Origin of the sequence: Streptomyces sp. NPDC020362 (genome assembly GCF_040642095.1) — a bacterium.
Classification (GTDB): domain Bacteria; phylum Actinomycetota; class Actinomycetes; order Streptomycetales; family Streptomycetaceae; genus Streptomyces.
Genome location: NZ_JBFAET010000091.1, coordinates 1 through 22,570, shown reverse-complemented (window position 1 = coordinate 22,570; position 22,570 = coordinate 1). Strand labels below are relative to the sequence as shown.

The window sequence follows — 22,570 nt, the reverse complement described above, 5'->3', positions numbered from 1 at the left end:
GAACGTGCCCGGGGCCCCGAACGTGCGTGGAGCGCACCGGCCCGGACAGCACCGGTGCGCTCCACGCGCCGTCTCAGGCCGCGTAACCTCCGTCCACCACGAGCTCCGCGCCGCTGATGTAGGAGGCGTCCGGTCCGGCGAGGTAGGTCACCGTCGCGGCCACCTCGTCGGCCGTGCCGTAGCGGCCCAGGGCCGTCAAAGCCGCCTGGCCGGGGGCCTGCGGCCCGTCCGCCGGGTTCATGTCGGTGTCGGTCGGGCCCGGATGGACGATGTTCGCCGTGATGCCGCGCTCGCCCAGCTCCCTGGCCAGTGCCCTGGTCAGCCCCACGAGGGCCGCCTTGCTCGTCGTGTACAGGGTCCCGCCCGGCCCGGGCACGTGCTGCGTCATGCAGGTGCCGATGGTGATGATCCGCGCCCCGGAGGTCATGCGCGCGGCCGCCGCCTGGGAAGCCAGGAACACCCCACGGACGTTGACCGCAAGCACCCGGTCGACGTCCGCGAGAGCGAGATCGCCCAGGGGTGCGAGGACACCCACGCCCACGTTGTTCACCAGTACGTCCAGGCCGCCCAGCGCCTCCACCGTGCGCTGCACCGCACCCGCCGCCTCCGCCGCGTCCGCGGAGTCGGCGCGCAGGGCCACCGCCCGGCGCCCCAGCGCCTGCACGGCCCGGACGACCTCCTCGGCCCCGTCCTTGCCGTTCACGTAGGTCACGGCAACGTCCGCGCCCGCCCGCGCCAGCCGCAGGGCGACCGCCGCCCCGATGCCCCGGCTGCCGCCGGTCACCAGGGCCGTCCTTCCGTCGAGACTCCCGTGGGCCGCCGCCGAGTTCATCACATTCATCCCCTTTGCCACGTTCGCCGTGTTCGTCATGCCCCCATCCCATCGCCCCGTCGCCCCGTCCGCTGGCGGCGAACGGACACGGAATCCGGCCGCGGCCGGAACTCTTCGCTCCACCTCCCGCGTTCTCCCCGCGTGACCCTTCAGCAAGAGATCGTCGGCAACGCCATGCAGATGGCGGTCGTCAACCTGCACCCCGGCCAGACCGTGTACTGCGAGGCGGGGAAGTTCCTGTTCAAGACGACGAACGTGACCATGGACACCCGGCTGTCGGGCCCTTCGGGCAACGGCGGCCAGCAGCAGAGCGGTGGCATGGGCGGCATGCTCCGCCAGGCCATGGGTACCGCCATGCAGGTCGGCCAGCGCATGCTGGCGGGCGAGTCGCTGGCGTTCCAGTACTTCACCGCCCAGGGCGGCGAGGGCACGGTCGGCTTCGCGGGCGTGCTGCCCGGCGAGATGCGCGCCCTGGAACTGGACGGCAGGCGTGCGTGGTTCGCCGAGAAGGACGCCTTCGTGGCCGCCGAGTCCACCGTCGAGTTCGGCATCGCCTTCCAGGGCGGCCGCACCGGCATGAGCGGCGGCGAGGGCTTCGTCCTGGAGAAGTTCACCGGGCACGGCACGGTGATCATCGCGGGCGCGGGCAACTTCATCGACCTCAACCCGGCGGACTTCGGTGGCCGTATCGAGGTGGACACCGGCTGTGTGGTCGCCTTCGAGGAAGGCATCCAGTACGGCGTCCAGCGCGTCGGCGGCCTCAACCGGCAGGGCATCATGAACGCCGTCTTCGGTGGCGAGGGCCTGTCCCTGGCCACCCTGGAGGGCAACGGCCGCGTGATCCTGCAGTCCCTCACCATCGAGAGTCTCGCCAACGCCCTCAGGAAGGCCCAGGGCGGCGACAAGCAGGGCCCGACCGGCGGACTGTTCTCGACGCACGCCGGGTGACCGATGAGTTGCGGGCGGGCGCGGGGTCTGAGCCGATGACAACCGACCCCGCACCCGGAAGAAGGCACCCGCCATGGGCAAGCTCGTCTCCACCGTTTTCGTCACCCTCGACGGTGTCTACCAGGCGCCCGGCGGCCCCCAGGAGGACCCCGTCGGCGGCTTCACCCAGGGCGGCTGGAGCTTTCCGTACGGCGACGACGACTTCGGCCGGTTCGTCACCGAGGTCTTCGACCGCGTGGGCGGCTTCCTGCTCGGCCGCCGTACGTACGACATCTTCGCCTCCTACTGGCCGAGGATGACCGACCCGGCCGACCCGATCGCCACCAGGCTCAACACCCTGCCGAAGTACGTCGTCTCCTCCACGCTGACGTCACCTCAGTGGTCCGGCACCACCGTGGTCGGCGGTGACCTCGCCAAGGAGGTCGCGGCCCTCAAGGAGCGCACGGACGGCGAACTCCAGATCCACGGCAGCGGCGCCCTGGTCCGCTCCCTGCTGGACCTGCGGCTGATCGACACCCTGCACCTGGTGACCTTCCCGGTCGTCCTCGGCGCCGGCCGCCGTCTGTTCGAGCAGGGCGCCGTCCCCACCCGCTTCCGGCACACCGGCGGCCGCGTCACCGGTGCAGGTGTCTCCATCCAGTCCTACGACCTGCTGGGCAGCCCCGAGTACGGGTCCTACGCGCTCCCCGAGGACGCCTGGCTTGAGTTCTAACCTCCACCCGGTTACCAGGAGGCGCTGGGTGGCGTGAACGGCTACGAGCAGGTCCGGCTGTGGTGGACCAAGAGCGGGCCAGCTCGGTGATGACGGCCGCCGTCGAGGCCCCGCGCTGGGGGCCCGACGGCGAGTGACGTCAGGCGGACCGGCTGACGTCGTCGAAGTCGGTGGAGGCCGACAGCCCGGCCCATGCCAGCATGTCGCGCTCGAAGGCGTCGCGTCCGGCCTGGACGAGCCTAAGCGCGTCGGTGCCGAGCAGCAGGCGCGTCGGCGGCTGGTCGGCCGCCACGATGCGCAGCACCGCGGCCGCGGCCTTGTCCGGGTCGCCCGGCTGGTGCCCGCTGCCGTGGATGCGCCGGGCGCGCAGCGGTTCGAACAGCTCGTCGTAGTCGGGGATCACGCGGGGTGCGCGGATCATCGAGCGGCCGGCCCAGTCGGTCCGGAAACTGCCCGGCTCGACGGCGGTGACATGGATGCCGAAATCGGCGACCTCCTTGCCGAGCGTTTCGAGGATGCCCTCCACCGCGAACTTGCTGCCGTGGTAGAAGCTGAGGCCCGGCATGGTGATCAGCCCGCCCATCGAGGTGACGGCGATGATGTGGCCCGAACGGCGCTCCCGCATGTGCGGCAGCACGGCCTTGATCACCGCCACGGTTCCGTAGACGTTCACCTCGAACTGACGGCGAAGGTCATCCATCGACGACTCCTCGAAGAGGCCGTCATGGCCGTACCCGGCGTTGGCGACGAGTACGTCGACCGGGCCCAGGTCGCGCTCGGTCTCGTCCACGACCGTGTCCACCGCGTCATGGTCGGTCACCTCCAGGATGCGGGCGTGCGCGTCGCCGGCGAGCGTCTCAAAGGCCCGTGCGTCGGCGGGCGTGCGCACCGTGCCCACCACCCGGTGGCCCGCGGCCAGCGCCGTGCGCGCGAGTGCGCGGCCCAGGCCGGTGCTGACGCCGGTGATCAGGAATGTCTTGGTGTCCGGCACAGGAGTTCCCTTCGTGTGATGCGAACAGAGGCCGACCGGGGCGGTTGGGGCCCCGGTCGGTCTCGATACGTTCCACTTCAGCACCGGAATCGGCTGCTGATCGACTTCCGGGGGGTCCGCTTCGCCCCGGGGACAGCCGGACCGGGGGACTGCCAGTCCCCCCTTCGCGGGCCGTAGGGGCGATCTTGGGTCCTATCGTGAACGGCATGGACCGCAACACAGCTCTCGGCGAGTTCCTCCGCTCCCGGCGGGCACGGATCACCCCGCGCCAGGCGGGCCTGTCCGACGACGGCGGCTCCCGACGAGTGCCAGGACTGCGCCGCGAAGAGATCGCGCAACTGGCGGGCGTGAGCGTCGACTACTACGTACGCCTGGAACGCGGACGCCGACTGAACGTCTCCGGGACCGTGCTGGACGCCATCTCCCGCGCGCTACGCCTCGATCCCGTCGAACGCACCCATCTGTTCCAACTCGCCAAGCCCACCGCAGGCAGGCCCCGCCGCACGGCGACGCGTCCGCAGCCGGTCCGCCCGGGGCTGCGCGACCTGCTCCGGATCCTCGAGCACACCCCCGCCCTTGTGCTGGGGCGGCGACTGGACGTACTTGCGTCCAACCAGATGGCACGTGCACTGCTCACCGACTTCGACGCGCTGCCGCACCGCGAGCGGAACCTGGTGCGGTTCATGTTCCGCGACGAGACCGCCCGCTCGCTGTACACCCACTGGGACACCCATGCCCGGGACATCGTCGCCTCGCTCCGGCGCGACGCCGGACGCCATCCCCACGATCCACTGCTGGCCGAACTCGTCGGCGAACTCTCGATCGCGGATGAGGACTTCCGCCGCTGGTGGGCCGACCAGAACGTGTATCGGCACACGCATGGCAGCAAACACTTCCACCACCCGATCGTCGGCCCGCTCACCCTCAATTACGAGTCCCTCACCCTGCCCGCCGACCCGGACCAGCGGCTGAGTGTCTACACCGCCGAGGCAGGCTCCAGCTCCGAAGAGGCGCTTCGGCTACTGGCCGCGTGGATACGGCAGCCCGGGACCTCGCACGGGCAGCACGCAGATCATTAGACGCCCACCGGTCCGCGAGGAGCGGTCGGCCATAGTGGCTGCGTCCCATGCGCCGGGATGGGCGTTATGGAACACCGGCAGCCCTTGCGCCCCACCGCCGGTGTCCCGAAACCCTCGTCGAGGGGGAAGAACCGGGATTGAGAGCAATGCGACCTGCCCATTCGTGCCGCGCAGCAACTCTCAACACGTAGTCAGAGGTTAGAACTCAAGCCAGGGCCTGTTGCGAAAGTGGATCTTGTTCATTGGTGATCACGCTCCGGCCGGGACGCGGACGACCCCGTAGGCGTCCGGACCGGGTGCGTGCCGACAAGGCATAGGATTCCCGCAGCAATCGTTCATACCTTTGCAGACGCGGGATCAAGGCCACGATTCCGGTGCCTGCGGACCGGTCCGCAACCGGCTCGAGCGCGGATCGCGCGGCGGCCGGCCACCGAAGTTCGGCAAGGGCGACTACACGCAGCGGCACGCGGTCGAGTGCGGGATCCACCGGCTCAAGCGCCACCGTGCCGACGCGACCCCGTACGACAAAGTCGCCGTCCGCTGTGAAGCAACCGTGCAGGTCGCAGTCATCGACGAATGGCTGTAACCGGCACGTGATCACGCCTCAAGCCCACACCGCCTTGATCACGGCGTGGCCTGCTGCAGCCGCCCGTCCGTAGAACCCCAGGAGGTCCCTGTGATGGTCGAGGAAGACCTGCCCGACCTCCGCCTCGTCCCAGCCGGACCAGACGAGCTTGGCACCGGCGACGTTCCACAGCTCGTCGAAAGAGACACTCGCGAGGAAGTCTGCGGCCTGTGACACACCGGGTGGCTCCAGAATCATCAGGGGCGGGTCGGAGGGGTCGGCTTCGGTGCTGTGTGCCACGGGGCGGCCGCCGTAAATCGGCAGCGTCCACAGCTTGTCGGTGTCGGCTTCGAGGGCATCGGCAGCCGCGTAGAGGTCATTGACGGCGTCCCAGACCTTGTCGATCGAGTCGGCGATACCCGCTGCGTACTCGTCGGGGTGATTGTCCCAAGCCGCCGACATGAACGCCGCAAGCCAGGTGTGGTCGTCCCGGAACTCGGACTCCGCAACGGCGCGAAGGTGCAGGTGGATGCTCACGGCGACGAGTCCTTCGGTTCGGCAGCCCGCCTGTCGGGCCGAACGGCCAGAACCTATTCGACGGCACTGACAGCGAGACATCGCGTCTCCTGGCGCGGAATCCCAGGCGCCGTCAAGGCACCCTGCGGCGCCCGAGCGCCGTGTGTCATCGAGATCAACCGCTGCGGACAAGCCGTCCGACGCGACTTTCGCAACATCCCCCAGACCCCATCGGGCGCGGCCGGGATCGCCGGTCCTTGTGGGAGCCCCGTGCGGACGCGGGGCGGCAGGTTAACTTCCTGCAAACTCATCGGACTTGAAGGGAAAATCTTCAACTTTGTCGTTGACATGCCAACGTCTACGCGCGTCATCATGACGTCATGAGATTCCCCCCACGCGCAACTCGTATCGGCGCTGCAGCCGCCCTCCTGTCCGCCCTCCTGGTGGGCGGTACGGTCTCCGCCACCACGGCGGACGCCGCCGCCGCGTCCGTCGGCAGCATCTGCTACGGCGACCTGCCGTCACAGGCGCACGACACCCTGAGGCTCATCGACCAGGGCGGTCCCTTCCCCTACTCGCAGGACGGCGTCGTCTTCTCGAACCGCGAAGGCGTCCTGCCCAGCCAGTCGTCCGGGTACTACCACGAGTACACGGTGAAGACGCCCGGCTCCTCCACGCGCGGTGCCCGGCGCATCGTGACCGGTGAGGAGGACCAGGAGGACTACTACACCTCCGACCACTACGCCACGTTCGACCTGATCGACTTCGGCTGCTGAGCCGGCCGACCGAGTCGGTGACGCACGGTGCACCCGGCCGGGGATCCGATCCGCGCTCAGGCGGATCCCCGGCCCTCCGCGAGGGCGAACAGTGCGAACGCGAGCAGCACGAGTCCGGCGCTCGCGTACACCTCGTAGCCGTCTAGGAAGCCGAGCCGCTGCACGAGACCCACGTGCCGGCGTGTGAACTCGTGCACCAGGCCCAGCACGCCCTGCACCAGGGTGATCATCCCGAGAAGTTCCAGTAACTGCTTCACGGCACGACTCTCGCCCCGCGGCCGCGCCCCACGCGTCGGCCGCGGGGCGATGCGCGTCCGCCGCAGGACTGCTTCCTCGCCGGTGCGGACCACCGAAAGTCCACGACGGTGCGACTTTGGTCGGCGATCGGGCACGAGGGGCGGTCCCGGCGGCCGAACCTGCGTAGATTTGTCGACCGTGAGCAATGACGAGCCGGCGCTGGTGCCGCAGGAGTTCGCGGTCCGGCGCCGGTGGCTGTTCCCCTCCGCCCTGGTCCACGAGCTGGACCCGGACGCCAGGGCCTCGGGCCGGCGGCCACGGCGCACCGCGCGCGACTGGGCCGTCGACGTCTCCTGCTTCCTGCTGGCCGTCGTGCTCGGGGTGGCGGCCGCGCAGTCCCTGTCCCAGGAACCCGGCCTGCCGCACTCCCTCGCCGTCCTCGACCGGACGCTGGGCGGCCTCGCCTGCGTGGCCCTCTGGCTGCGTCGGCGGTGGCCGGTCGGGCTCGCCGTCGCGATGATCCCGGTCGGGCTGCTGTCCAACACCGCGGGCGGCGCGGGCATGGTCGTCATGTTCACGCTCGCAGTGCACCGGCCCTTCCGCTACGTCGCCTGGATCGGCGGCGTCGAGCTCGCCCTGATCCCGCTCTTCTACTGGCTGCGGCCCGACCCGGAACTGCCCTACGCCGCAGTCGTCGCGTTCACCGTGCTGCTCACCGTCTCCATCATCGGCTGGGGCATGTTCGTCCGTTCCAAGCGGCAGCTCATGCTGAGCCTGCGGGACCGGGCCCGGCGCGCGGAGACCGAGGCGCTGCTGCGGGCCGAGCGGGCCCAGCGGCTCGCCCGCGAGGCCATCGCCCGCGAGATGCACGATGTGCTCGCGCACCGGCTCACCCTGCTCAGCGTGCACGCCGGCGCCCTGGAGTTCCGGCCGGACGCACCCCGTGAGGAGATCGTGCGGGCGGCCGGTGTGATCAGGGAGAGCGCCCACGAGGCGCTGCAGGACCTGCGGGAGATCATCGGCGTGCTGCGGGCCGGGGAGCCCGACGACGCGGCCGGGGGCCGGCCGCAGCCGACGCTGGCCGCCCTGGAGGCCCTGGTCGCCGAGAGCCGCGAGGCGGGCATGAAGGTCACCCTCGACCACCGTGTCGCCGACCCGGCCGCCGTCCCCGCCTCCGTCGGCCGCACCGCCTACCGCATCGCCCAGGAGGCCCTGACCAACGCCCGTAAGCACGCCCCCGGCACCGAGGTCACCGTCCATGTCGGCGGAGCACCCGGAGCGGGCCTGACGATCACGGTCCGCAACCCCGCCCCCGCATCCGACGTCCCGCCCGTCCCCGGCTCCGGCCAGGGCCTGATCGGCCTGACCGAGCGCGCGACGCTGGCCGGGGGCCGCCTGGAGCACGGGGCGACGGCGGACGAGGGGTTCGAGGTGCGGGGGTGGCTGCCGTGGGGCGGCAGCTGACGCGGCCCACGGAATGTGCGGACGCCGGACGCCGGACGCCGGACGCCGGACGCCGGACGCCGGATGCCGTGGCTGACGGCCGCTCACGGAATGCGCGGGCGCCAGACGCGGTGTGGCTGACGGCTGTCCACGGGCTGTGCGGGTGTCGGACGTGGTGGCTGACGGCTGTCCACGGGCTGTGCGGGTGCCGGACTCCGTGGCCGACGGCCGCCCACCGACCGGCCCGCACATGATTACGTAACCCCCATGACTACGACTCCGATCAGGCTCCTCCTCGTAGACGACGACCCCCTGGTCCGCGCCGGGCTCGCGCTGATGATGGGCGGGGCGGCGGACATCGAGATCGTCGGGGAGGCCGCCGACGGAGAGGCGGTCGAGGACGTGGTCGGGCGGAGCCGGCCGGACGTCGTGCTCATGGACATCCGGATGCCGTCCGTGGACGGGCTCACGGCCACCCGGCGGCTGCGGGCGCGGGCGGATGCGCCGCAGGTCGTGCTGCTCACCACCTTCCACGCCGACGAACAGGTGCTGGAGGCCCTGCGCGCGGGCGCCGCCGGGTTCGTGCTCAAGGACACCCCGCCCGCGGAGATCGTCGACGCGGTGCGCCGGGTCGCGGCCGGGGAACCGGTGCTGTCACCCGCCGTCACCCGCCAGTTGATGCGGCACGCGGCCGGCACCGCCGGCGACTCCCGCCAGGCAAGCGCGCGGGAGCGGCTCGCCGCGCTCAACGACCGCGAGCGGGAGGTCGCCGTAGCCGTCGGACGGGGCCTGGCCAACGCCCAGGTCGCCGCCGAACTCTTCATGAGCGTGGCCACCGTCAAGACCCACGTCTCCCGCATCCTCGCCAAGCTGGATCTCAACAACCGGGTCCAGATCGCCCTGCTGGCGTACGACGCGGGACTTCTGGAGGAGGGCGGGCACTAACCGGGCACCCCACGCGTTGTTCCTCCACCGGGAGGCGCCCGGTGGCCTCGGGGGGTCCGGAAGGGGAGCGATGGACGGGCAACACGTGGTCGACCTCGGGGAGTTCGAGGACACGCTGCGCCGGGATCCGCATGCGGTGTACGCGCGCCTGCGGGAGCAGGGTCCGGTGCACCGGGTCCGGCTGCCCGGATCGGACGAGGGCTACTCGACCTGGCTGGTCGTGGGGTACGAAGAGGCGCGCGCGGCCCTCGCCGACGCCCGGCTGGCCAAGGACGGCGGCAGGATCGGCGCGACCTTCCTGGACGAGGAGATGATCGGGAAGCACCTGCTGGCCACCGACCCGCCGCAGCACACCCGCCTGCGCACTCTGGTCACCCGTGCGTTCACGATGCGCCGGGTGGAGCAATTGCGCCCGCGGATCCAGCAGATCACGGACGACCTGCTGGACGACATGATGCCGCGCGGACAGGCCGACCTCATCGACTCGCTCGCCTTCCCGCTGCCCATCACCGTCATCTGCGAACTCCTCGGGGTCCCGGACATGGACCGCGCGGAGTTCCGGAAGGTGTCCACCGAGGTCGTCGCACCCACCGACGGGGACACGGAGTACGCCGCGGTCGCCCGCCTCGCCGAGTACCTCACCGAGCTGATCGAGGCCAAGCGGTCGGCAGGACCGACCGACGACCTGCTCAGCGACCTCATCCGCACCACCGCCGAGGACGGCGACCGGCTCTCCTCGCAGGAACTGCGCGGCATGGCCTACCTGCTGCTCATCGCCGGCCACGAGACCACCGTCAACCTGATCGGCAACGGCGTCCACGCCCTCCTCACCCATCCCGACCAACTCGCCGCCCTACGTGCCGACATGGGCCTCCTGGACGGCGCCGTCGAGGAGATGCTGCGCTACGAGGGCCCGGTGCAGAACGCCACCTTCCGGTACGCCGCAGAGACACTGGAGATCGCCGGCACGGTGGTCGAGCAGGGCGAGCACGTGGTGGTCGGCCTCACCGCCGCCCAGCGCGACGGCGACCGCTACGGCGACCCGCACCGCTTCGACATCCGCCGTGACACCCGCGGCCACCTCGCCTTCGGCCATGGCATCCATTACTGCCTGGGCGCACCCCTGGCCCGCCTGGAGGGGCGCATAGCCGTCGGTTCCCTCCTGGAGCGCGCCCCCGGCCTCGCCCTGGACGGTTCCCCGGGCGAGTGGCTGCCGGGCCTGCTGATGCGGGGGATGCGAAGCCTTCCGGTGCGCTGGTGAGCCCCGCTTGAACCGAAGGGTGCCGGGGTCAGCCGTACGACGGCTGCTCCCGGTCCGGCAGCTCCGCCAGCCGTACCGGGCGGTGCTCCCGCCGGGAGGTCTCGCAGGCCTCGGCGATGCGCAGCGCCTGCAGGGCCTCGCGGCCGTCGCACGGGTTGGGCCGTTCACCGCGCAGCACGTCGACGAAGGCGCACAGCTCGGCCTCGTAGGCGGGCCCGAAGCGCTCCAGGAATCCGGTCCACGGCTTCTGGGCGGGCGGCGGCCCGGTCGGCTCGGTGGATGCGACCGGCGTCCGGTCGTCCAGGCCCACCACGACCGTGTCCCGCTCCCCGGCCAGCTCCATCCGGACGTCGTAGCCCGCACCGTTGAGCCGGGTCGCCGTCGCCGTGGCCAGCGTGCCGTCGTCCAGGGTGAGCAGGGCCGCACCGGTGTCGACGTCACCGGCCTCGCGGAACTGGGCGGGCCCGGCGTCCGAGCCGGTCGCGTACACGTCCACCACCTCATGGCCCGTCACCCAGCGCAGCACGTCGAAGTCGTGGATCAGCGTGTCCCGGAACAGCCCGCCGGACAGCGGGAGCCACTCCGGCGGGGGAGGGGACTGGTCGCAGGTCATGGCCCGTACGGTGTGCAGCCGCCCGAGCCGCCCCGAGCGCACAGCCTCCCGGGCGCCCGCGTACCCCGCGTCGAAGCGCCGCTGGAAGCCCATCTGGAGAATCGTTCCGGCCGCCTCCACCTCGGCGAGCGCGGCGAGCGTGCCCGGCAGGTCGAGGGCGATCGGCTTCTCGCAGAAGACCGGCAGGCCGGAGCGTGCTGCCCGACCGATCAGTTCGGCGTGCGCCGGCGTCGCCGTGGTGATCACCACGGCGTCCACGCCCCACTTGAAGATCTCGTCGACCCCCGGCGCCGCCGTCTCGCCGAGCCGGTGGGCCAGCCCCTGTGCCCGCGCCGGATCCGAATCCGTCAGGATCAGCGATCCGACCTCACGGTGGCGGCTCAGTGTGTTCGCATGAATGGTGCCGATGCGGCCCGTACCGATGACCCCGATGCGCATGGAAACAAAGTGAGGGCGGACCCCGTGCGCTGTCAATGCAAATGTCCGGACAATCGGACTACACAACTTCCCGTCAACCAATCACGCGGCTACGCTCGGGCCCGTGCCGAAACCAGATGTGGACCCGACCGTGTCACTCGACCTCCGTGTGGACCGTAGTTCCCCGGTGCCGTTGTACTTCCAGCTCTCCCAGCAGCTGGAGGCCGCCATCGAGCACGGCAGCCTCACCCCCGGCAGCCTGCTCGGCAACGAGATCGAGCTGGCCGCCCGGCTCGGCCTGTCCCGGCCCACCGTCCGCCAGGCCATCCAGTCCCTCGTCGACAAGGGTCTGCTGGTCCGCCGCCGGGGCGTGGGCACCCAGGTCGTGCACAGCCAGGTCAAGCGCCCGCTGGAGCTGAGCAGCCTCTACGACGACCTGGAGGCGGCCGGTCAGCGCCCCGCGACCAAGGTCCTGGTCAACACCGTCGTCCCCGCCTCCGCCGAGGTCGCCGCCGCGCTCGGCGTCGCCGAGGGCAGCGACGTCCACCGCATCGAGCGCCTGCGCCTCGCCCACGGCGAGCCGATGGCGTACCTGATCAACCATCTGCCGCCCGGCCTGCTCGACCTGGACACCGACCAGCTTGAGGCCACCGGCCTGTACCGGCTGATGCGCTCCGCGGGGATCACCCTGCACAGCGCCCGCCAGTCCATCGGCGCCCGCGGCGCCACGGCCGCGGAGGCCGAGCGGCTCGCCGAGGCGGAGGGCGCCCCGCTGCTCACCATGCAGCGCACCACCTTCGACGACACCGGCCGCGCGGTCGAGTTCGGTGACCACACCTACCGTCCCACGCGCTATTCGTTCGAGTTCCAGCTGCTCGTACGCTCCTGAGGTCGCCCCTGGACCCGGGTCCCTGGTTCGTCGCAATGTCCGGACAATGCGACCGCCGCATGCTCCCCGGTCATGTCATGCGTGTTCCCTGTGTTCGATACTGAAGTGTTTGGGGTTGGTGAGATCGCCGCCGGGACGCACCGCCGGTGAGATCGCCCGCCCCTTGCGCACGTCGGAGCACAGTCAGCACAGCAAGAAGGGCACGGCCTCGTGGCACGGTTTCGGACCTGGGTAGGCATCGCGGTGGCGGGGGCGCTGAGCGTCACCCTCGCCGGCTGCAGCAGCACCGGCGGCAAACGGGCCGAGGACGCCCGCAAGGCCGCCGCCGCCCAGGGCAGGGCAGCGGTGAACACGCCCCGCTGGACGTTCGCGATGATCACCCACTCCGGGGACGGCGACACCTTCTGGGACATCGTGCAGAGCGGCGCCAAGCAGGCCGCGGTCAAGGACAACATCAACTTCCTGTACTCGCACGACGACGAGGCCCAGCAGCAGGCCCAGCTGGTGGACACCGCGGTCGACAAGAAGGTCGACGGCATCATCGTCACCCTCGCCAAGCCCGACGCCCTCAAGGCCGCGGTCGCCCGCGCCGAGAAGGCCGGCATCCCGGTGATCACGGTGAACTCCGGCTCCGAGGAGTCCAAGGCCTTCGGCGCCCTCGCCCACATCGGCCAGGACGAGACCATCGCCGGCGAGGCGGTCGGCGACGAGCTGAACCGGCGCGGGAGGAAGAAGGCCCTGTGCGTCCTGCACGAGCAGGGCAACGTCGGCCACGAGCAGCGCTGCGACGGCGTCGCGAAGACCTTCCACGGCACGGTGCAGAAGCTCTACGTCAACGGCACCAACATGCCCGACGTGCAGTCCGCGATCGAGGCCAAGCTCCAGGCGGACAAGTCCGTCGACGCCGTCGTCACCCTCGGCGCCCCCTACGCCGACACCGCAGTGAAGGCGAAGACCGACGCGGGCAGCAAGGCCGAGGTCGACACCTTCGACCTCAACGCCAAGGTCGCCGCCGAACTGAAGGACGGCACCCTCGGCTTCGCGGTGGACCAGCAGCCGTACCTCCAGGGCTACGAGGCGGTCGACCTGCTGTGGGCCTACAAGTACAACGGCGACGTCCTCGGCGGCGGCAAGCCCGTCCTGACCGGCCCGCAGATCATCACGAAGGACCAGGCGGCCGCGCTGGCGGAGTACACCGAGCGGGGCACCCGATGAGCGCGTCCGCGGAACGGACCGCCGAGGAAGGGACGCCCGACGAGGCGGCCCGCGGGACGGCGGACGAAAGGCTTCTGCAGACCTCGCCGCTGCGGAAACTGCTCTCCCGCCCCGAGCTGGGCTCGGTCGTCGGCGCGCTCGCCGTCCTCGCCGTCTTCGCCGCCGCGGCCGACGGCTTCCTGCGCGCCGCCAGCCTCAGCACGGTCCTGTACGCCTCCTCGACGATCGGCATCATGGCCGTACCCGTGGCCCTGCTGATGATCGGCGGCGAGTTCGACCTGTCGGCGGGCGTCCTGGTCACGTCCTCGGCGCTGGTCTCGTCGATGTTCAGCTACCAGATGACGGCGAACACCTGGGTCGGCGTGGGTGTCTCCCTGCTGGTCACCCTGGCGATCGGCGCCTTCAACGGCGTCCTGCTCACCCGCACCAGACTGCCCAGCTTCATCATCACGCTGGGCACCTTCCTGATGCTGACCGGCATGAACCTCGGCTTCACCAAGATGATCGACGGCACGGTCTCCACCAAGACCATCGCCGACATGGAGGGCTTCCCGAGCGCCCGCGCCGTCTTCGCCTCGACCCTCACCGTGGGCGGCGTGGACTTCAAGATCACCATCCTGTGGTGGCTCGGCCTGGTCGCCCTCGCCTCCTGGATCCTGCTGCGCACCCGCGCCGGCAACTGGATCTTCGCGGTCGGCGGCAACCAGGACGCGGCCCGCGCGGTCGGCGTCCCGGTCGCCAGGACCAAGATCGGCCTCTACATGGGCGTCGCCCTCGGCGCCTGGATCTCCGGACAGCACCTGCTCTTCTCCTTCGACGCCGTCCAGTCCGGCGAGGGCGTCGGCAACGAGCTGATCTACATCATCGCGGCCGTCATCGGCGGCTGTCTGATCACCGGCGGCTACGGCAGTGCGATCGGCTCGGCCGTCGGCGCGCTCCTGTTCGGCATGACCAGCAAGGGCATCGTCTTCGCCGAGTGGAACCCCGACTGGTTCAAGTTCTTCCTCGGAGCGATGCTGCTCCTCGCGACCCTGCTCAACCACTGGGTCCGCAAGCGCGCGGAGGCCACGAAGTGACCGAGACGACAGAGCGTACGGCGCTGGTCGAACTGACCGACGTCGACAAGCGCTACGGCAACGTCCGCGCCCTCGAGGGTGTCTCCCTGGAGGTGCACGCGGGCGAGATCACCTGCGTTCTCGGCGACAACGGCGCGGGCAAGTCGACCCTGATCAAGATCATCGCGGGCCTGCACCAGCACGACGGCGGCACGCTCGGCATCGACGGCGAGCAGACCCGTCTGTCCTCCCCGCGCGAGGCTCTGGACCGAGGCATCGCCACGGTCTACCAGGACCTCGCGGTCGTCCCCCTGATGCCGGTCTGGCGCAACTTCTTCCTCGGCTCCGAGCCCCGCAAGGGCGTGGCCCCCTTCAAGCGCATGGACGTCGACCTCATGCGCCGCACCACCCGCGCGGAACTGCTGCGGATGGGCATCGACCTGCGCGACGTCGACCAGCCCATCGGCACCCTCTCGGGCGGCGAACGCCAGTGCGTGGCGATCGCCAGGGCGGTCTACTTCGGAGCGAAGGTCCTGGTCCTGGACGAGCCGACGGCAGCACTGGGCGTGAAGCAGTCCGGTGTGGTCCTCAAATATGTGGCGGCGGCACGCAACGAGGGCCTGGGCGTCGTTCTGATCACCCACAACCCGCACCACGCGTACCTGGTGGGCGACCGTTTCGTCCTCCTGAGGCGCGGCACGATGGTGGGCAATTACACACGCGACGAGATCACTCTCGACGAGTTGACCAAGCAGATGGCGGGAGGAGCCGACCTGGACGCTCTGGTCCACGAACTGCAGCGCGGTTGAGGGGCGCGGGGCCGTACCGGCGTACGGCTCCGCCGCGGGGCGCGACCACCCACCGGGCACCCGCCCCCGGTACCGGACGCGCACCCCCTCTCCTGCCCCGCGCAGCACTCAGCGTGAGCGTGCGGCAGAATCGAGCCCGATGAGCACCTACCGCGACCTCACCGCCCCCATCGGCTCCCGCCGAGCTCCCGTGCTCCGCACGGTCGGCACCAGGGAACGCCGCTCCCACCTGACCGCACCCCGTGTGCCGACGGTGGGCATCGACATCGGCGGCACCAAGGTCATGGCGGGCGTCGTGGACGCCGACGGCAACATCCTGGAGAAGCTCCGCACGGAGACCCCGGACAAGTCCAAGAGCCCCAAGGTCGTCGAGGACACCATCGTCGAACTGGTCCTTGACCTGTCCGACCGCCACGACGTGCACGCGGTCGGCATCGGCGCCGCCGGCTGGGTCGACGCCGACCGCAACCGCGTCCTGTTCGCGCCCCACCTGTCCTGGCGCAACGAACCGCTTCGGGACCGCCTCTCGGGACGGCTCTCCGTGCCGGTCCTCGTGGACAACGACGCCAACACCGCCGCCTGGGCGGAGTGGCGCTTCGGTGCCGGCCGCGGCGAGGACCACCTCGTCATGATCACGCTCGGTACCGGCATCGGCGGCGCCATCCTGGAGGACGGCCAGGTCAAGCGCGGCAAGTTCGGCGTCGCCGGTGAGTTCGGCCACATGCAGGTCGTCCCCGGCGGCCACCGCTGCCCGTGCGGCAACCGCGGCTGCTGGGAGCAGTACAGCTCCGGCAACGCGCTGGTCCGCGAGGCGCGTGAGCTGGCCGCCGCAGACTCCCCGGTGGCCTACGGGATCATCGAGCGCGTCCAGGGCAACATCGGCGACATCACCGGCCCGTTGATCACCGAGCTGGCCCGCGAGGGCGACGCCATGTGCGTGGAGCTGCTCCAGGACATCGGCCAGTGGCTCGGCGTCGGCATCGCCAACCTCGCGGCCGCCCTCGACCCCTCCTGCTTCGTCATCGGCGGCGGCGTCTCGGCCGCCGACGACCTGCTCATCGGCCCGGCCCGGGACGCCTTCAAGCGCCACCTCACCGGCCGCGGCTACCGCCCCGAAGCCCGCATCACCCGCGCCCAGCTCGGCCCCGAGGCCGGCATGGTGGGCGCCGCCGACCTGGCCCGGCTGGTCGCCCGCCGCTTCCGGCGAGCGAAGCGGCGCCGGGTGGAGCGGTTCGAGCGTTACGAGCGGTACACCCAGGCCCGCCGCGACCGGGACACCGCATGACCCCGTCGCTGCCCCACCAGGCCGCGTCCCCGGACGAGCCGCGCCGGCCGCCCGAGAACCCGCGCCACAAGGCCAAGCGCAGGGCGCTGACCCTGCTGATCATCGGGCTGCTCATCGGCGTCCCGGCCGGCTACCTGGTGATCTCCGCCAACCAGAGCCGCAACAGCGGCAAGGACAAGGAGGCGAAGTACTCGGCGACCGGCCTCACCCCGGGCTGGCCGTCGAAGGTGCAGCGCCGCCTCTACCAGGTGGCCATCCCGCACCCCGCCGACTACATCGCCTACTACGAGACCAACAACTGGAAGACCAGCCGCCTGTACGTGCAGTTCCGCACCACCGACGCCGGCCTGGACAGCTTCCTCGGGGCGATGCGCGTGCGCCGGGACCAGCTGAAGAAGGACGACATCACCATCGGCGCCCGCGACCAGAAGGTCTCCGGTTGGCACTTCACCGGCCCCGGCCCCTGGTCGGGTCTCACCCGCCGGCAGAAGAACCCGGCACCCACCCAGGACGTGGTCGTCAATACGTCCGACCCGAACTATCCGATGGTGTACGTCGTCTCCCGCACGGTCCCGTGACCCGTGACCCGTGACCCGTGACCCGAGCCCCGGGGCCGGAGCCGGTTGTCAGACCCCGCCCGTAGAGTCGAAGGCGTCTGATCCGACGCACGGGCGGGAGGTGGCAGGACGTATGAGCGGTGGCACGGCTGCGGTGGCCGAGCGCACGGAGGGTTCCGGGAGGGCCGGGACCCCGGTTCCGGTGCGCCTCGCCTCCGTCTACCTGCCCGCGCCCCTCCCGCGCGAGGGCCGCATCGCCTTCTGGGATCCCGACGGCGGCCCGCTGCCCGCCGACGGCGACACCGACGAGCTGACCGTGGTCCGACCCCATGGTGCGAGCGTGCGCCGCCGGCAGGTCCCCGCGCTGACCCTGCCGCTCGCCGAGGCCCTGCCACTGCTGGTCCGGGCCCGGCGCGACCCGGCCGCCCACCCGGCCACCGCCTGCTGGGGCGCCGCCGCCCTGCACGCGCTGCGGCTGGTCGCCCGCGGCCGCCTGCTGCCCGGCCTGACCCCGAGCGGCCACGACGCCTGGCGTGCCGGCCCGCTGGAACCCGACGACATCGCCCACCTGCGCGCGGTGGCCGCGGCCCTGCCCCCGGAGGGCCACGCCGTGCCGCTGCCGGACCCCGGCCCGCTCCGGCTCCCCGAGCCGGAGGCACTCGTCCGGTCCTTCCTCGACGCGGTGGCCGACACCCTGCCCCGCACCCCGGCCGCCCCCTACACCTCGGGCCGGCCTTTCGCCGCCCGCGAACCCCAGGCCCTGCCCCGCGCCCACGACTGGGCGGCGGAGGTCGCCGCCGGCATGGACGCGGGCGTCCGGATCTCCCTGCGCCTGGACCTGTCCGCGTACGACGTCTTCGACGCCGATGCCGAGGGCGCGCGCGCCGCGGGGGCGGCGATCGTCCAGGTGCACAGCCTCGCCGACCCGACCCTGGTGGCCGACGCGGCGGCCCTGTGGGCGGGGGAGGCCGAGACGGCCTTCGGGCCACGCGCCCGCGTGGACGCCGCCCTCGCCGTACGGCGCGCGGCCCGCGTGTGGCCGCCCCTGGACCGGCTCGCCGAGCAGGAGACGCCCGACGTCCTCGCGCTGTCCGAGGAGGAGCTGGGCGATCTGCTCGGCGTGGCGGCCGACCGGCTCGCCGCCGCCGGGGTGGCCGTCCACTGGCCCCGGGACCTCGCCCGCGACCTCACCGCCGCCGCGGTGGTCCGGCCCGCACCCGGCTCGGCGACCGACGGCACCGGCTTCTTCGAGAGCGAGGACCTGCTCCGCTTCCGCTGGCAGCTGGCGCTCGGCGGCGATCCGCTCAATGAGGCCGAGATGGACGCACTCGCCGAGGCCCACCGGCCGGTCGTACGGCTCAGGGACCGCTGGGTGCTGGTCGACCCGGCCATGGTCCGCAGGGCGCGCAAGCGCGAGCTGGGCCTGCTGGACCCGGTCGACGCGCTGTCCGTCGCGCTCACCGGCACCGCCGAGGTCGACGGCGAGACCGTTCAGGCCGTACCGGTCGGCGCGCTGGCCACCCTGCGCGACCGCCTCACCGCGGGCCTGCGCCCCGCCGAGCCGCCCGCCGGCCTCGACGCCACCCTGCGTGACTACCAGCTGCGGGGCCTGGCCTGGCTCGACCTCATGACCTCCCTCGGCCTCGGCGGCTGCCTCGCCGACGACATGGGCCTCGGCAAGACGATCACGCTCATCGCCCTGCACCTGAAGCGGGCCCGCACCGAGCCGACCCTCGTGGTCTGCCCCGCCTCCCTGCTCGGGAACTGGCAGCGGGAGATCACCCGGTTCGCGCCCGGCGTCCCCGTCCGCCGCTTCCACGGCCCGGACCGCACCCTGGACGGCCTCGACGGCGGCTTCGTCCTCACCACCTACGGCACGATGCGCTCTGCGGCCGCGCACCTCGCCGAGCAGCCCTGGGGCATGGTCGTCGCCGACGAGGCCCAGCACGTGAAGAACCCGTTCTCCGCGACCGCCAAGGCGCTGCGCACCATCCCGGCCCCCGCGCGCGTGGCTCTCACCGGCACCCCGGTGGAGAACAACCTCTCCGAGCTGTGGGCCCTGCTCGACTGGACCACGCCCGGACTCCTCGGCCCGTTGAAGTCCTTCCGCGCCCGGCACGCGCGCGCGGTGGAGAACGGCGAGGACCAGGAGGCGGTGGACCGCCTTGCCCGCCTGGTACGGCCGTTCCTGCTGCGCCGCAAGAAGTCCGACCCCGGCATCGTCCCCGAGCTGCCGCCCAAGACCGAGACGGACCACCCGGTGCCGCTCACCCGGGAACAGGCCGCGCTGTACGAGGCGGTGGTGCGCGAGTCGATGCTGGCCATCGAGACCGCAGAGGGAATCGCCCGCCGGGGCCTGGTCCTCAAACTGCTCGGCGCCCTCAAACAGATCTGCGACCACCCGGCCCTGTATCTGAAGGAGGACACGCACGCCGACAGGCTCGCGGCCCGCTCCGGCAAACTCGCCCTCCTGGACGAGCTGTTGGACACCGTGCTCACCGAGGACGGCTCGGTGCTCGTCTTCACGCAGTACGTCGGCATGGCTCGCCTGATCACCGCTCATCTGACCGCCCGCGCGGTCCCCGTGGACCTTCTGCACGGCGGCACACCGGTGCCGGAGCGCGAGCGCATGGTCGACCGCTTCCAGGACGGGCGGACGCCGGTCCTCGTCCTGTCCCTGAAGGCCGCGGGAACGGGCCTGAACCTCACACGCGCGGGCCATGTCGTCCACTTCGACCGCTGGTGGAACCCGGCCGTCGAGGAACAGGCCACCGACCGCGCCTACCGCATCGGGCAGACCCAGCCCGTCCAGGTCCACCGCCTCGTCACCGAGGGCACGGTCGAGGACCGCATCGCCGAGATGCTGGCGGCCAAGCGCGCCCTGGCCGACGCCATCCTCGGCTCCGGTGAGTCGGCCCTGACCGAACTGACCGACCGTGAGCTGTCCGACCTCGTCTCGCTGCGGAGGACATCGTGACGACCGGCGAACAGCGGCCCGGCGACGCCGCACGGCAGGCGCTGCGGGCGGCACGGCGGCGAGCGGAGGCAGAACGGACGGAGGGGGCGCAGACCGGGCGGGAGGAGGCCCGCCAGGAGGAGACCGGGCGGGAGGAGATCCGGCGGGAGGAGGCCCGCCAGAAGGAGGCCCGGCGGGAGGAGGGCGGGCGGGAGGAGAGTGATGAGGTGAGGGCACCCGCGCGCGCGGCCGTGCGGCCGGGCACCGCCGGACCCAGGCCCGCGGACGCAGCGCGGGCGGCACTGCGGGCTTCCTCGCCCACGGCCCCGCCCGATGGGCCCGTCGACGGCGACGCCCACCAGGCCGCCCCCGCCGAAGCCCTGGCGGCACGCCCCGCCGAACACCCTGCGGTGCGCCTCGTCGAAGCCACTGCGGTACGCCCCGCCGATACCACTGTGGTGAGCCCCGCCGATGCCCCTTCGGCGCGCCCGGTCGCACAGCCTGCCGCCCGCCCGGCCGATGTGGCCCGGGAGGCGCTCCGGGCCGCTCGCCGCGAGGCGCTGCGCGCCGAGGCGGCGGAGGCAGGCTCCCGGCGCAATGCGCGCGGCGAGGCGCAGCCTGCCGCCCCCGCCGCAGAGCGCTCCGGTGACCAATCCCGATCCGCCCGCTCCCAAGCCGCCCACGAGATGCGGCAGTTCCTGACGAACGCCTTTCGCATGCCGACGTGGACCGACGCACCCGAGACGACGGACGACCCCGACACACATGCGCCGAGTGCGGATGCGCCGAGCACGTGCACGCCGAGTGCGGATGCGCCGAGCAGGGACACGCCGAGCACGCGCACGCCGAGTAGGGACACGCCAAGTACGGATGCGTCGAGTTCGGACACCCCGAGTATGCGCACGCCGAGCACGCGCCCGCCAAAGGCGCTCGCACCGAGCATGCGCACGCCCGGCGGCGCCACTGGCCCCACCGGCCCCACCGGCCCCACCGGCCCCACCGGCCCCACTGGGCCCCGCCCTTCCGCCGCCCCCGTGCCGGTGTCCGAGCGGGCGCCCCTCACTCCGCGCACCCCGCACCGCCCCGCGGAGCCCCACCCCCCGGCCGCGGCAGCCCCGCAGATCCCCGCCACCATGGGCACCCCCCACCGCGACACCGAACTGCGCCGCACCTTCACGGCGTTCCCGCCCAGGGCGGCCGCCCCAAAGGACCCCTCCTTCGCCGAGACCTGGTGGGGCAACGCCTGGGTCGACGCGCTGGAGCAGGGGGCGCTGGACGTCAAGCGGCTGGCCCGGGGCCGCGGGTACGCGGACCAGGGGAACGTCGACGCCATCACGGTGACCCCGGGTCTGGTTCTGGCGTACGTACGGGGCAGCCGCCCTCGCCCGTACCGGGTACAGGTGCGGCTGCGCACCCTGGAGGACGAGGACTGGGAGAGGTTCCTGGACGCGGCCGCCGACCGGCCCGGGCACATCGCGGCGCTGCTGGACAAGGAGTTGCCCGAGTCCCTCGCCGACTGCGGGGTGCCCCTGTTGCCCGGCCCCCGCGACCTGGCCCCGCAGTGCAGCTGCCCCGACTCCGGCCACCCCTGCAAGCACGCTGCCGCCCTCTGCTACCAGATGGCGCGACTGCTCGACGCCGACCCCTTCGTGCTCCTCCTGCTGCGCGGCCGCGGAGAGAAGGAGCTGCTCGACACGCTGTCCCGCCGCAGCGCCGCCCGCGCGGCCCGCGGCGCCCAGGAGCGGTCACCGCGGTCGCTGCCCGGAGTCCGGGCGGCCGAGGCCCTTGCGCCGGGCCGACTCGCCCCGCTGCCACCGCCGTTGCCCGTTCCACCGCATCCCGAGCAGCCGCCGGTGTACCCGGCGGCGCCCGGTGGACCCGACCCCTTCGCGCTGGACCAGCTGGCTACCGACGCTGCGGCCCGCGCGCACGCGCTGCTCGCCACCGGCCGCGATCCGGTCGGCGAGCTGACCCTGTGGCAGGACGCGGTGCGACTCGCCGCGGCCCGTCCCGGCTCCGGCCTGACCGCCACCACCCGCGCGCTGTACTCCACGCTCGCCACGGCCGTCGGGCGCACCCCGGCCGACCTGGCCCGCGCGGTTGCCGCCTGGCGGCAGGGCGGGCTCGAGGGGCTGGCGGTCCTGGAGGAGCCGTGGGACCCGCCGGCCGGGCGCTTCGACCGGGCTCGCCCGTTGCTGCTCGCCGCCGACCTTCCGGCGTTCCGCCCCTGGCGCAACCGCCTCACCCATCCCCGCGCTCACGTCCAGCTCCGCCTGGGCCGTGACGGCCTGTGGTACGCCTACGAGTCGGAGCCGGACCACGAAGACTGGTGGCCCCGCGGCACCCCCGACCTGGACCCGGTCGGCGTACTCACCGGTCTGGGCACACCGGACGACCTCTGAGCAGCAGCCCCCGCCGGACCGGCTGTTGCCGTTGCCTCCCGCCCCCGGTGCACCGGGGGCGGGAGGG

Annotated in this window: 21 protein-coding genes; 16 read left to right on the top strand and 5 right to left on the bottom strand. The window is 72.2% G+C overall.

Annotated elements, in window-relative coordinates:
• Positions 1-73 precede the first annotated feature (73 nt).
• Positions 74-841 (bottom strand): SDR family oxidoreductase, encoded by a 768-nt coding sequence (locus AB0H32_RS27695; protein ID WP_361125462.1) that lies wholly within the window; start codon positions 839-841, stop codon positions 74-76.
• A gap of 132 nt (positions 842-973) precedes the next feature.
• Here AB0H32_RS27695 and AB0H32_RS27690 point away from each other — a divergent pair, with 132 nt between their 5' ends.
• Positions 974-1,780: an AIM24 family protein gene (locus AB0H32_RS27690; protein WP_361125434.1), complete on the top strand. Its 807-nt coding sequence runs from the start codon at positions 974-976 to the stop codon at positions 1,778-1,780.
• Positions 1,781-1,853: 73 nt separating this feature from the next.
• Positions 1,854-2,492 carry a dihydrofolate reductase family protein gene (locus tag AB0H32_RS27685; RefSeq protein ID WP_361125432.1) on the top strand — a complete coding sequence of 213 codons (639 nt, stop codon included), beginning with the start codon at positions 1,854-1,856 and terminating at the stop codon, positions 2,490-2,492.
• Between the two features lie 139 nt (positions 2,493-2,631).
• On the opposite strand, the gene AB0H32_RS27680 is transcribed toward AB0H32_RS27685, so the two are convergent.
• The gene (locus AB0H32_RS27680; RefSeq protein WP_361125430.1) at positions 2,632-3,483 is read right to left on the bottom strand and encodes an oxidoreductase; all 852 of its coding nucleotides are present in this window, start codon (positions 3,481-3,483) and stop codon (positions 2,632-2,634) included.
• Between the two features lie 206 nt (positions 3,484-3,689).
• Here AB0H32_RS27680 and AB0H32_RS27675 point away from each other — a divergent pair, with 206 nt between their 5' ends.
• Entirely contained in the window at positions 3,690-4,562 is an 873-nt protein-coding gene (locus tag AB0H32_RS27675) for a helix-turn-helix transcriptional regulator (RefSeq protein WP_361125428.1), read from the top strand.
• Between the two features lie 343 nt (positions 4,563-4,905).
• Positions 4,906-5,148 (top strand): hypothetical protein, encoded by a 243-nt coding sequence (locus AB0H32_RS27670; protein WP_361125426.1) that lies wholly within the window; start codon positions 4,906-4,908, stop codon positions 5,146-5,148.
• 18 nt (positions 5,149-5,166) lie between these two features.
• Here AB0H32_RS27670 and AB0H32_RS27665 read toward each other — a convergent pair whose 3' ends face one another.
• Complete coding sequence (locus AB0H32_RS27665) at positions 5,167-5,664, bottom strand: DUF1877 family protein (protein WP_361125424.1); 498 nt, start codon at positions 5,662-5,664, stop codon at positions 5,167-5,169.
• Positions 5,665-6,023: 359 nt separating this feature from the next.
• On the opposite strand from AB0H32_RS27665, the gene AB0H32_RS27660 reads away from it, so the two are divergent.
• Positions 6,024-6,419: a ribonuclease domain-containing protein gene (locus tag AB0H32_RS27660; protein WP_361125422.1), complete on the top strand. Its 396-nt coding sequence runs from the start codon at positions 6,024-6,026 to the stop codon at positions 6,417-6,419.
• A gap of 56 nt (positions 6,420-6,475) precedes the next feature.
• Here the strand turns inward: AB0H32_RS27660 and AB0H32_RS27655 are convergent, their stop codons facing one another.
• Entirely contained in the window at positions 6,476-6,676 is a 201-nt protein-coding gene (locus AB0H32_RS27655) for a hypothetical protein (protein ID WP_361125420.1), read from the bottom strand.
• A gap of 178 nt (positions 6,677-6,854) precedes the next feature.
• Here AB0H32_RS27655 and AB0H32_RS27650 point away from each other — a divergent pair, with 178 nt between their 5' ends.
• From AB0H32_RS27650 to AB0H32_RS27640, 3 genes are all read left to right on the top strand, one after another.
• The gene (locus AB0H32_RS27650; RefSeq protein WP_361125418.1) at positions 6,855-8,120 is read left to right on the top strand and encodes a histidine kinase; all 1,266 of its coding nucleotides are present in this window, start codon (positions 6,855-6,857) and stop codon (positions 8,118-8,120) included.
• Between the two features lie 246 nt (positions 8,121-8,366).
• The gene (locus tag AB0H32_RS27645) at positions 8,367-9,044 is read left to right on the top strand and encodes a response regulator transcription factor (protein WP_361125416.1); all 678 of its coding nucleotides are present in this window, start codon (positions 8,367-8,369) and stop codon (positions 9,042-9,044) included.
• 70 nt (positions 9,045-9,114) lie between these two features.
• Positions 9,115-10,305 (top strand): cytochrome P450, encoded by a 1,191-nt coding sequence (locus tag AB0H32_RS27640; protein ID WP_361125414.1) that lies wholly within the window; start codon positions 9,115-9,117, stop codon positions 10,303-10,305.
• A 28-nt stretch (positions 10,306-10,333) separates the two neighbouring features.
• Here AB0H32_RS27640 and AB0H32_RS27635 read toward each other — a convergent pair whose 3' ends face one another.
• Positions 10,334-11,356 carry a Gfo/Idh/MocA family oxidoreductase gene (locus AB0H32_RS27635; protein WP_361125412.1) on the bottom strand — a complete coding sequence of 341 codons (1,023 nt, stop codon included), beginning with the start codon at positions 11,354-11,356 and terminating at the stop codon, positions 10,334-10,336.
• 130 nt (positions 11,357-11,486) lie between these two features.
• Between AB0H32_RS27635 and AB0H32_RS27630 the strand changes: the two genes are divergently transcribed.
• The 8 genes from AB0H32_RS27630 to AB0H32_RS27595 all read left to right on the top strand — a co-directional run bounded on the left by AB0H32_RS27630 (position 11,487) and on the right by AB0H32_RS27595 (position 22,503).
• Positions 11,487-12,224, top strand: a complete 738-nt coding sequence (locus tag AB0H32_RS27630) for a GntR family transcriptional regulator (protein ID WP_361125460.1) — start codon at positions 11,487-11,489, stop codon at positions 12,222-12,224.
• A 210-nt stretch (positions 12,225-12,434) separates the two neighbouring features.
• Entirely contained in the window at positions 12,435-13,439 is a 1,005-nt protein-coding gene (locus tag AB0H32_RS27625) for a sugar ABC transporter substrate-binding protein (RefSeq protein WP_361125410.1), read from the top strand.
• Positions 13,436-14,515, top strand: a complete 1,080-nt coding sequence (locus AB0H32_RS27620) for an ABC transporter permease (protein WP_361125408.1) — start codon at positions 13,436-13,438, stop codon at positions 14,513-14,515. Before AB0H32_RS27625 ends, AB0H32_RS27620 begins: the two co-directional genes overlap by 4 nt.
• Positions 14,512-15,303, top strand: a complete 792-nt coding sequence (locus tag AB0H32_RS27615) for an ATP-binding cassette domain-containing protein (protein ID WP_361125406.1) — start codon at positions 14,512-14,514, stop codon at positions 15,301-15,303. The genes AB0H32_RS27620 and AB0H32_RS27615 overlap by 4 nt, the downstream gene beginning before the upstream one ends.
• Before the next feature lie 139 nt (positions 15,304-15,442).
• Complete coding sequence (locus tag AB0H32_RS27610) at positions 15,443-16,588, top strand: ROK family glucokinase (protein ID WP_361125404.1); 1,146 nt, start codon at positions 15,443-15,445, stop codon at positions 16,586-16,588.
• Positions 16,585-17,166, top strand: a complete 582-nt coding sequence (locus AB0H32_RS27605) for a sugar kinase (protein WP_361125402.1) — start codon at positions 16,585-16,587, stop codon at positions 17,164-17,166. The genes AB0H32_RS27610 and AB0H32_RS27605 overlap by 4 nt, the downstream gene beginning before the upstream one ends.
• A 112-nt stretch (positions 17,167-17,278) precedes the next feature.
• Positions 17,279-20,122, top strand: a complete 2,844-nt coding sequence (locus tag AB0H32_RS27600) for an SNF2-related protein (RefSeq protein WP_361125401.1) — start codon at positions 17,279-17,281, stop codon at positions 20,120-20,122.
• Positions 20,119-22,503 carry an SWIM zinc finger family protein gene (locus tag AB0H32_RS27595; protein WP_361125399.1) on the top strand — a complete coding sequence of 795 codons (2,385 nt, stop codon included), beginning with the start codon at positions 20,119-20,121 and terminating at the stop codon, positions 22,501-22,503. Before AB0H32_RS27600 ends, AB0H32_RS27595 begins: the two co-directional genes overlap by 4 nt.
• Positions 22,504-22,570 lie beyond the last annotated feature (67 nt).